General features: G+C 72.6%; 9 protein-coding genes. 4 read left to right on the top strand and 5 right to left on the bottom strand.

All coding sequences use genetic code 11. From position 1 onward, the window contains the following. The first annotated feature begins 211 nt into the window (after positions 1-211). From ACFXA3_RS09055 to ACFXA3_RS09040, 4 genes are all read left to right on the top strand, one after another. Entirely contained in the window at positions 212-1,495 is a 1,284-nt protein-coding gene (locus ACFXA3_RS09055; RefSeq protein ID WP_385184037.1) for an extracellular solute-binding protein, read from the top strand. A gap of 103 nt (positions 1,496-1,598) precedes the next feature. Continuing rightward, the gene (locus ACFXA3_RS09050) at positions 1,599-2,615 is read left to right on the top strand and encodes a carbohydrate ABC transporter permease (RefSeq protein WP_385184035.1); all 1,017 of its coding nucleotides are present in this window, start codon (positions 1,599-1,601) and stop codon (positions 2,613-2,615) included. Between the two features lie 53 nt (positions 2,616-2,668). After that, on the top strand, positions 2,669-3,505 hold the full coding sequence (locus ACFXA3_RS09045) for a carbohydrate ABC transporter permease (RefSeq protein WP_385184062.1): 837 nt from the start codon (positions 2,669-2,671) through the stop codon (positions 3,503-3,505). Between the two features lie 6 nt (positions 3,506-3,511). Continuing rightward, positions 3,512-5,335, top strand: coding sequence for a glycoside hydrolase family 3 N-terminal domain-containing protein (locus ACFXA3_RS09040; protein ID WP_385184033.1), 1,824 nt, complete (start codon positions 3,512-3,514; stop codon positions 5,333-5,335). On the opposite strand, the gene ACFXA3_RS09035 is transcribed toward ACFXA3_RS09040, so the two are convergent. From ACFXA3_RS09035 to ACFXA3_RS09015, 5 genes are all read right to left on the bottom strand, one after another. Beyond that, complete coding sequence (locus ACFXA3_RS09035) at positions 5,305-6,093, bottom strand: aminotransferase class IV (RefSeq protein WP_385184030.1); 789 nt, start codon at positions 6,091-6,093, stop codon at positions 5,305-5,307. The two genes, ACFXA3_RS09040 and ACFXA3_RS09035, sit on opposite strands and share 31 nt — an antisense overlap. A 90-nt stretch (positions 6,094-6,183) precedes the next feature. Continuing rightward, positions 6,184-7,629: a chloride channel protein gene (locus ACFXA3_RS09030; RefSeq protein ID WP_385184027.1), complete on the bottom strand. Its 1,446-nt coding sequence runs from the start codon at positions 7,627-7,629 to the stop codon at positions 6,184-6,186. Positions 7,630-7,687: 58 nt separating this feature from the next. After that, positions 7,688-7,978 (bottom strand): SHOCT domain-containing protein, encoded by a 291-nt coding sequence (locus ACFXA3_RS09025; protein WP_385184024.1) that lies wholly within the window; start codon positions 7,976-7,978, stop codon positions 7,688-7,690. A 54-nt stretch (positions 7,979-8,032) separates the two neighbouring features. Further along, on the bottom strand, positions 8,033-8,506 hold the full coding sequence (locus tag ACFXA3_RS09020; protein WP_385184022.1) for a DUF6325 family protein: 474 nt from the start codon (positions 8,504-8,506) through the stop codon (positions 8,033-8,035). A gap of 184 nt (positions 8,507-8,690) precedes the next feature. Next, positions 8,691-9,422: a GAP family protein gene (locus ACFXA3_RS09015; protein WP_385184019.1), complete on the bottom strand. Its 732-nt coding sequence runs from the start codon at positions 9,420-9,422 to the stop codon at positions 8,691-8,693. Positions 9,423-9,584: the final 162 nt, after the last annotated feature.

The raw sequence follows: 9,584 nt of genomic DNA, 5'->3' as shown, positions 1-9,584 counted from the left end.
GTCTCCCCCCCCCCCCCCCCCCCCGGGGGGGCCTCCGCCCCCCCCCCCCCTCGCCCGCTCATTAGACCCTTGACACCCCTAAAGGTCTAGGCCAAGCTCCGGTTACTGGTCTAAACCAATATGGATCAGATCCCGGCCCCAGGGCAGTACTTGGTGCATGTCACCGCGGCGGGCGAGGGAAGGTGCAGGCAGCATCCCTGAGGAGGGTGGCGTGAAGCGCAAGCTCATCGCGGCGGTCAGTGTCGCGGGCATGATGGTCGGTGTCGCGGCGTGCGGCAACGGCGGCGACGACAAGGGGAAGACCGACGCGGGCGGCGCCAAGGAGATCACCGTCTGGGTGATGGACGGCTCCGCACCCAAGGCCTGGATCGACGCGGTCAACGCCGAGTTTTCGGCCAAGCACCCGGGTGTCACGGTAAAGGTCGAAGAGCAGCAGTGGAAGGGCATCCAGGAAAAGGTCACCACGGCCCTCTCCGAGAACACCCCGCCGGACGTCCTCGAACTCGGCAACACCCAGACCGCCGGCTACGCCGTCACCGGCGGCCTCGCCGACCTCACCAAGGACAAGGCCAAGCTCGGCGCCGACGCCTGGCAGAAGGGCATGCTCGCCTCGGCCGAGTACGACGGCAAGCTCTACTCCGCCCCCTGGTACGCGGCCAACCGCGTCGTCGTCTACGACAAGAACGCCTTCGCCAAGGCCGGCGTCACCCCGCCGACCACCCGCGACGAGTGGATCGCCGGCCTCGACAAGCTGAAGGCCGCCGACCCCTCCACGCAGCCGATCTACCTCCCGGGCCAGAGCTGGTACGTCCTCGCCGGCTTCATCTGGGACGAGGGCGGCGAACTCGCCGTCAAGGACGGCGACAAGTGGAAGGGCAGCCTCGGCACGCCCCAGGCCGCCTCCGCAATGGACTTCTACAAGAAGCTCCAGGCCTACTCCACCGCCCCGAAGGACAAGGACGAGGCCACCCCGCAGCAGTCCACCGACATCGTCCCCAAGGGCGGCGTCGCCTCCTGGATCGGTCTCGGCTGGGAGGCCGGCGGTGCGGAGAAGGCCCTGAAGGACGCGGGCAAGGAAGCCGACTTCGGCTACTTCCCGATCCCGGGCAAGACCGCGGACAAGCCGGGCACCGTCTTCCTCGGCGGCTCGAACCTCGCCGTCGCCGAGCGCTCCAAGAACAAGGAGCTCGCCAAGGAGTGGCTGGCCCTCGCCGCCGGCAAGGACCAGATGACGAAGTACGCCGCCGAGGTCAAGGGCGCGCTGCTGCCCAACCAGGCCGGCGCGAACTTCGCCCCCGCCGCGGGCTCCTTCGCCGAGGCGATGGGCAAGGCCGGCGTCAACGGCCGCATCACCCCGGTCACCCCGGGCTGGGCGAACGTCGAGACCGAGCCCAACCCGCTCAAGGAATTCATGACCAAGGTCCTGAAGGGCGAGGACGCCGCCAAGGCGGGCGCGGACGCGGACAAGGAAATCGCGAACCGCATCAACAAGTAGCACGCAGCACCGGGGGTGCGGACGGCGCCCAGGCGCCCGCCGCACCCCCGGTCGCGCATGACCGACCCGTGCGACGCCCGACCGCAGCCGAGGTAACCAAGACATGACCGTGCACTCCCAGGGAGCGGTGACCGCTCCACAGGACGCACCACCGAAGTCCGCCGGACGGCGCCAGCCGCCGCCCAAGACCACCGGGAGCACCCCGTCGGCTCCCCGCCGGGGCAGAAAGCCGCTCCCCTCGGGCTGGCTGCCGTACCTCCTGATCGGGCCCGCGGTCCTCAGCCTGGCCACGCTGCTGCTGTACCCGCTGGCCAAGAACGTGATCCTGTCGTTCCAGAAGGTCGACAAGATCGAGTTCATCCAGCGGAAGGCACCCTTCAACGGGGTCGGGAACTACACCCAGCTGCTGGGCGACTCCCACTTCTGGACCGTCGTCGCCCGCACCTTCGCCTTCACCGCGGCCAACGTCGCCCTCATCATGCTGATCGGCAGCCTCCTCGGGATCCTGCTGAACCGCCTGGGCACCTGGATGCGGCTGGTCCTGTCGATGGCCCTGGTGATGGCCTGGGCCATGCCGATCGTCGCGTCCGTCACCGTCTTCCAGTGGCTGTTCGACGAGCAGTTCGGCGTCATGAACTGGGTCATGCGCACCGTCGGCTTCTCCGGCTACGAGCAGCACAACTGGTTCGAGTCCGGCCTCTCCACCCTGGTCATCGTCACCGTCCTGGTGGTCTGGGGCTCCGTCCCGTTCGTCGCCCTCAACATGTACGCCGGCCTGACCACCGTCAGCGGCGAGCTGTACGAGGCCGCACGGATGGACGGCGCGAACGGCTGGCAGACGTTCTGGCAGGTCGTCTTCCCCAACCTCAAGCCGTTCTTCCTCGTCACCACGTTCCTCGAAGTGATCTGGGTCTTCAAGGCCTTCACCCAGGTGTACGCGATGAACCGCGGCGGCCCCGACCGCGCCTCCGAGACCCTGCCCGTCTTCGCCTTCGTCGAGGGCCAGAGCCAGGGCCACTACGCCCTCGCGGCAGCGATCTCCGTCCTGACGATCGTCATGCTCGTGATCGTCATGTCCTTCTACTTCCGCCTGATCCTGAAGCAGGAGGAGGAGCAGTGAGCACCACCACCGCGCCGAAGCCCGCAGCCGCCGCACCGAGGCCCGCCCGGCGGCTGCGCACGCGCCGCCCGCTGCGCCCCGCCGCCGTCGCGAAGAACCTGGGCGCCCTCGTCCTCGCCGTGGTCTTCGTCTTCCCGGTCTACTGGATGTTCTCCTCGGCCCTCAAGCCGTCCGGGCAGATCCTCTCCAAGGACCCCGTCTTCGTCTTCACCCCGACGCTCGACAACTTCACCAAGGCCACCGGCGTCGACCTGTTCTGGACGTACGTGCAGAACAGCCTGCTCGTCACCGTCGGCGCCGTCGTCCTGGCCCTGGCCGTGGCCCTCGCGGCGAGCTTCGCCATCGCCCGGATGAAGTTCAAGGGCCGCAAGGGCCTGGTGCTCGGCGTGATGATGGCGCAGATGGCCCCCTGGGAGGTCATGGTCATCGCGATGTACATGATCGCCCGCGACGCCGACATGCTGAACAGCCTCCCGCTGCTGACCGCGATCTACTTCGTGATGGTCCTGCCCTTCACCATCTGGACCCTGCGCGGTTTCATCGCCGCCGTCCCGGTGACCCTGGAGGAGGCCGCCCAGATCGACGGCTGCACCCGCGGCCAGGCCTTCCGCAAGGTGATCTTCCCGCTGCTGGCCCCCGGCCTGATGTCCACCTCGCTCTTCGGTTTCATCACCGCCTGGAACGAGTTCGCGATGGTCCTCATCCTCAACAAGGACAAGACCGCGCAGACCCTGCCCCTGTGGCTGACCCAGTTCCAGACCGCCTTCGGCAACGACTGGGGCGCCACCATGGCCGCCTCCTCGCTGTTCGCGGTCCCGGTCCTGGTGATCTTCGTCTTCCTCCAGCGCAAGGCCGTCGGCGGCATGACCGCCGGCGCCGTGAAGGGATAACGGCCCATGACTGTCCTTGCGCACCGCACCACCGCGTCCTCCTCGGACGACCGCCTCCACCGGGACGCCCTCGCCGTCCTCCAGCCCGGCTTCGAGGGCACCACCGCCCCCGCGTGGCTGCTCCGCCGGATCGGCGAAGGCCTCACCGCCGTCGGCCTCTTCGGCCGCAACATCGCCTCGCCCGAGCAGCTCACCGCACTCACCGCCCGGTTGCGCGCCGAGCGGGACGACGTCCTCGTCGCCATCGACGAGGAGGGCGGCGACGTCACCCGCCTGGAGGTCCGCGAAGGCTCCTCCTTCCCCGGCAACCTGGCCCTCGGCGCGGTCGACGACACCGCCCTCACCCGGGACGTCGCCCGCGAGCTGGGCCGCCGCCTCGCCGAGTGCGGGGTCAACCTCAACTGGGCCCCGTCCGCCGACGTCAACTCCAACCCGGACAACCCCGTCATCGGCGTCCGGTCCTTCGGCGCCGACACCCACCTCGCCGCCCGGCACACCGCCGCGTACGTCGAGGGCCTCCAGGCCGCCGGCGTCGCGGCCTGCACCAAGCACTTCCCGGGCCACGGCGACACCAACGTCGACTCGCACCACGCCCTGCCCCGCATCGACGTGGACCTCGACACCCTCCAGGCCCGCGAGCTCGTCCCGTTCAAGGCCGCCATCGAGGCCGGCAGCAAGGCCGTGATGAGCGCGCACATCCTCGTGCCCGCCCTCGACCCGACCCGTCCGGCCACGCTCAGCCCGCAGATCCTGACCGGTCTGCTGCGCAAGGAGCTCGGCTACGAGGGCCTGATCGTCACCGACGGCATGGAGATGAACGCCATCGCCGGGACGTACGGCATCGAGCGCGGCTCGGTGCTCGCCCTCGCGGCCGGCGCCGACGCCATCTGCGTCGGCGGCGGGCTCGCCGACGAGGCCACCGTGCTGCGGCTGCGCGACGCCCTCGTGGCGGCCGTACGGGAGGGCGCCCTGCCCGAGGAGCGGCTCGCCGACGCCGCCGCCCGGGTACGGGCGCTGGCCGCGTGGACCCGGCAGGCCCGGGCCGCCGCCGCGGGGGGGGCGGGCGGCGGGGGGGGGGCGGGCGCGGGGGGGCGGGCGCCCGGGGGCCCCGCGGCGTCAGGAGCCCGTCAGGGTCTGCGGCCCCGGCGTCAGAGGACCGTCAGCGCGACCGCCCGGTGCCCCCGCGCCACCGTTCCATGGAGGCACGCGGAAACCGAGCGGGAAGGCGGAACGGTGCCAGGACGAATCGTGGCGGGTACGGGCGGATCCCTGGGCAGCCTCACGGCGTTGCACCGGGCACGGGACGAGGCCCGCGCCCGCGCAGCGGAGCTGTGGGTCGTACTGGCCTGGCAGCCGCCGCTGGACGGACCGGGCGCCCGGCGCGGCCAGGGAGGTACGCCGCTGCTCGCCGCCGGGAGGGACGCGGCGGTGGCGCGGCTGGAGGACGCGTTGCGCAGCGCCTTCGGCTCGGGCGCGCCCGGCGTGCCGCTGACCGGACTGGCCGTCCGGGGCACCCCGGGCGCCGCACTGCTGGAGGCGGTCCGCGACGCCGACGACCTGCTCGTCCTCGGTACCGGCTCGCGGCGGCCGCTGCTGCGCGCCCTGCGGCCCTCGGTGGCCCGGTACTGCCTGGCCCACGCCCCCTGCCCGGTCCTGGCCGTGCCGCCCAGTCCGCTCCAGGCCGACCTCGACGCCGTACGCCGGCGCATCGTGTGGCACAGACCGCTCGGCACCCCCGGTCTGCCGACCGCCGCAGCGCACCGGACCGGTCCTGCGGGTGCCTCCCGGGAACCGGCTCCCTACAGGCGGTCCGGCGGAACGGCCGCATAGGCCTCGCGCAGCGCGCCGACCACCGGGTCGTCCGTGCGGAACACGATGTCGTCGACCGCCGCCACCGCCCGTACGCCGATGCCCGTGCTCGTCGCGAACGCCGCCCGCATCGACCGCAGTCGGCCGTCCGTCACCGGGGCGCTGAGATGCCCGTCCCCGCCGGCCCGGAGCAGCCGCATCGTGATCCCGGGGAGCACTTCGGCCTGCGGCCAGACCACGCTCCCGGCCTCGTCGACGAAGCCGATGTTCCACGTGCAGCCCTCGGAGACCAGCCCGTCCACCCCGGTGAACAGCACGTCGTCGAACCCGGCGAGCCGGGCCGCGCGCCGCAGCCGCAACTGCCCGAACAGCGCCACGTGTTTCACCGACGGCGCCTCGCGGTGGAAGGCCAGCCGCTGCACGCGCAGCGCGGGCAGCGGACGCCCGGCGCCCGGCGCGGTCCGGGTGGTCACCAGCACGGACGGCCGGCCCGCGCGGTCCGGGGCCGTCAGGTCCAGCTCCGGGTCGAAGACCGTGACCCGCACCATGAACGTCCCGGCCCGCCCGCCGGCTTCCCCGCGTACGCACTCCCGCACCCATTCGGGATCCAGTTCCGCCCCGAACACCGCACGGCAGTCGTCGACCAGCCGGGCGAGGTGCAGTGCCAGCCCCCGCACCGCCCCGTCCTCCACCGCCATGGTGGTGAAATGCCCGTAGTTGGTGAGTGCGAGGGCCTGCAGGGCCGCGAGGGGGGCGGGGGAGCCGTTCAGAGTCGCCATACCCGCAGTCTGCACGCCCGCACGGGTGCGGCGCCCGCGCCGGCGGCGGTGCGCGCCGCAACCGGGGCGGGTACGGCGATCGCGCGGCGGCTACGCGGCCGGCGGCGCGGGGGTTGCGTCGGGAGGGGGAGCGGCGGCCCGGGCCGTGCGGCCGACCGGCGGGATTTCGGGCCCGGCCGGCAGGAGCCCGGAGGTCACGAAGGCGACGACGGCGGACAGGATCGCCACCGGCATCATCGCGGTGCTCCCCAGCACCAGGACCACCAGCAGCACACTGCTGACCGGCAGGCGCAGCGCGGCCGTGGTCGTGGCGGCCAGCCCGGCGGCCAGTCCGGCGGCGACGCCCAGTCCGGGCAGGGGGGAGAGGAGGACGCCCGCCGCGGCGCCGAGGAACAGCGACGGGAAGATGGGGCCGCCGCGCAGGCTGCCCAGGCACAGCGAGAAGGCGGCGCCCTTGCACAGGAGGACGGCGATCAGCGCGCCCACCCCCCAGGCGTGCGGATCCTTGGCCAGCTCGGCCAGCGTGGCCTGGCCCGAGGAGGCCACGTCCACGGGGGACCGGCCGGTGCCCAGGGCGTAGGCGGCGGCGCAGACACCGGCGGCGAGCCCGCAGAGGGCCGTCATGGTCAGGGGCCGTCCGGCGACGCGGACGGCGGCCATCCGCCCGCCGCGCTGGACGAGGGTCATGGCGGCGGCGACGACCGCGCCGATCAGGATCCCCCACACCACGTCACCGGTGTCCAGGCGGGGGAAGTCCACGCCGGCCTTCAGCTTCAGCGTGCCGGTGCCCAGGCCGGTCCACCGGCCGAAGCCGGTGAAGACGAGCGACCCGATGCCGCTCGCGAGCAGTGCGGGCAGCATGATGGCGAACAGCTGGAGTCCCCCCACGCCCGCCACCTCCATCAGCAGGATCGCGGCGATCAGCGGATTCCCGAAGATGGCGGAGATCGCGGCCGCGGATCCGGCCGCGCCCAGCAGCGAGGTGCTCAACGGTGTTTCCGGTGTACCGGTGAGGTGCCGGAACGCTATCGCGAGGCCGCCGCCCAGCGCGATGAGCGGGGCCTCGGGGCCCAGGGTGGCGCCGAGCGGAAGACTGAACGCGGCCGCGAGCACCACGCCGGGCAGGGCGGCGGCCGTGGCACCGCCAGGGTGCAGACCGGAGGCGGGGATGTGCCCGCCCGCCCCAGGGAACCGGGTGACGATCTGCCCCACGCAGATGCCCGAGACGAGCAGCAGCGGCAGCGGCAGCCACCAGGGCGGGGAGTCGTGGCCGAGGGCGTGGGGGAGGTCGGTCCACACCAGGCGCTCCAACTGCTGGAGCCCGGCGAGGAACCAGAACGCGGCCAGCGAGACCGGGATGCCGATGAGCCCGCAGAACAGCAGCGTCTTCAGGTAGCCGGGAGTCCTGAGCAGCTCGCGGAGCTTCTGGGCCTCGCCGGGCCGTGCCGCTCCGGCCGGTACGGGCGGAGCGGGGCCCGGGGGCGTGCCGGGCCGGCCGGGTTGCGGAGGCGGGCTCGGCTGCGTCGGCTGCGTCATGGGGCCGTTCCTTCCCGTCCCCCGTCCCTCACCGGTGCGTCCGGTGCCGGGTACTCGGTCAGCCGAGGATCCGACGCTTCTGTTCGGCGAATTCCTCTTCGGTCAGCACGCCCTGGTCCTTCAGGGTGCTGAGCTGCTTGAGCTGGTCGATCTTGGCGGTCATGTCGTCCGCGGCCGGGGCCGGGGCCGCGGCGGGCGGAGGCGGCGGAGGGGCTTCGGCCGCGGCAGGCTGCGCGCTCTCCTGCTGGGCCCAGCGGCCGGCCTGCCGCCGGGACACCCGGTTGGACACGGCGGTGGCGGTGCCGGCGACGACGGCGGTACGGGCGACTCCGCGAAGAAGTCCGGGCATGGTGCTCATCTCCAGGGTGCGGGGAATCGGGTGCGAACGGGGCCGAGGCCGACCTCACGCGTCGTCGGGCGGGACCTCCACGGCGTCCAGCGACGCGAGCAGCGCCTGGACGGGAATCCGGCCGGCCGCCACGAGCTGGGCGCCTCCGCGCCGCAGTTCACGGGCGAACGGCGCCGCCCACGTGTTCTCGTACACGATGATCCCCGCCGAGTTCCCCGGCTCCAGGGCGCCGCCGGCGTCGTCGATGTCGCTCTGGTCCAGCAGACCGGACGAAGCTCCCTCGAAGACCGACAGGTCGACCTCCGAGCCGAAGTCCTGGAGCTCGACGGCCGTCACCGAGCCGTCCAGGTCCTTGCGGACGAAGACCAGGTCGAAGATCCGGATGATGCCGCGGTCGACGAGATCGACGAGGAGGGGGAGCCCCCGGCCCGTCATCCGGTTGCCCGGGAACTCGATCACGGCATAGTCCACGGGGCCCATGTCGTCGATGTCGCCGATCCCGAACGATTCCTCGGCCTCGCTGCTCATGGCTGCTCCTGTCGGGCTGGGGGAAGGAGGGACGTCGAGCCGGCCGCCGGTCCATGGGCGCCGGGCTCCGGTGCACAGGGGCCGGAGCGGACATCGCCTACGCCCATTCCAGCACCGCGCCCGCACGTTCGCACATCCGGAACCCCGCCTGCCGGGTGGGCCGGACGGCAGGCGCGCCGGGTGGTCAGCCGCTCAGCTGGTAGAGGCTCTTGCCGGTCAGGTACAGGCCGAGCACCAGGCAGATGACGACGATCGCCTGCTGCGCGTGGCCCTTCAGCCATCCGCGCAGACGCAGCAGCCGGGCCTGGGCCCGCTCGGGTGCGAACACGAGGTACAGCTCGGCGGCCAGCAGGCTCGCGGTCGCGAGGAGGCAGAAGCCGAAGAGGGCCGCGAAGGTGGACGCGTGCGAGGTGTCCGCCTCCAGCACGGTCGTCGCACCGGCCGCCACCATGCCCCAGGGCTGGACGAGCACGGCCAGGCCCGCCGACGCCCAGACCGAACTCCCGTCCAGGCCCTCGGCCACCTCGTCGGCCCTGTCCGCGGCCCTGTTTGCAGCCTCCTCCGCGGCCCCCTCTTCGGGCGCGTCCGGGCCGGGGGGTGCCGCAGCGCCCGCCGGAGCCGCAGCGCCCTCCCGCATCAGGCGGCGGCGGTGCAACCCGTAGAACACGAGCCCGATGCCGATGGCCAGCTTCACGGCGAGTCCGGCCACGCCCGGCGGGGAACGCGGTGGCAGGGGCTCGCCGCCGGTCAGCAGGAGGACGGCGGCGATCACCGCGACGAAGCAGGCCAGCCACGCCAGGATGAACGCGAGGCCCTTCCACACGCCCCGGGCGGAGGACACCACGAGCGCGAACGCCATCAGGGGCAGCGGATCGAGGGTGATGGCCAGTGCGATCAGCATGAGGTCGAGAACCATGGCGCCCCCAGCGTGTGACGACGTACGACGTCGACCCTACGCAGGGAACCCCTCCGCGACACCTTTTCCCCTTCGGCCTCCCCCCGGTTTGCCGTGTGTGCCGGCGGCGGTTCGAGATGCCGCGCACGGCGGCGTCCTCCAACCTGGACGCACACGAAGGAG

The sequence above is a fragment of the Streptomyces sp. NPDC059456 genome (genome assembly GCF_042750055.1).
Lineage (GTDB): Bacteria > Actinomycetota > Actinomycetes > Streptomycetales > Streptomycetaceae > Streptomyces.
The sequence above is the reverse complement of the archived record's forward strand: the minus strand, read 5'-3'. Positions and strand labels throughout refer to the sequence as shown.

What these genes read in the sequence shown, in the direction of transcription:
- ACFXA3_RS09035 (WP_385184030.1), bottom strand. Translation starts at nt 6,093, where the DNA reads ATGGCGACTCTGAACGGCTCCCCCGCCCCCCTCGCGGCCCTGCAGGCC.
- ACFXA3_RS09030 (WP_385184027.1), bottom strand. Translation starts at nt 7,629, where the DNA reads ATGACGCAGCCGACGCAGCCGAGCCCGCCTCCGCAACCCGGCCGGCCC.
- ACFXA3_RS09040 (WP_385184033.1), top strand. Translation starts at nt 3,512, where the DNA reads ATGACTGTCCTTGCGCACCGCACCACCGCGTCCTCCTCGGACGACCGC.
- ACFXA3_RS09020 (WP_385184022.1), bottom strand. Translation starts at nt 8,506, where the DNA reads ATGAGCAGCGAGGCCGAGGAATCGTTCGGGATCGGCGACATCGACGAC.
- ACFXA3_RS09015 (WP_385184019.1), bottom strand. Translation starts at nt 9,422, where the DNA reads ATGGTTCTCGACCTCATGCTGATCGCACTGGCCATCACCCTCGATCCG.
- ACFXA3_RS09025 (WP_385184024.1), bottom strand. Translation starts at nt 7,978, where the DNA reads ATGCCCGGACTTCTTCGCGGAGTCGCCCGTACCGCCGTCGTCGCCGGC.
- ACFXA3_RS09050 (WP_385184035.1), top strand. Translation starts at nt 1,599, where the DNA reads ATGACCGTGCACTCCCAGGGAGCGGTGACCGCTCCACAGGACGCACCA.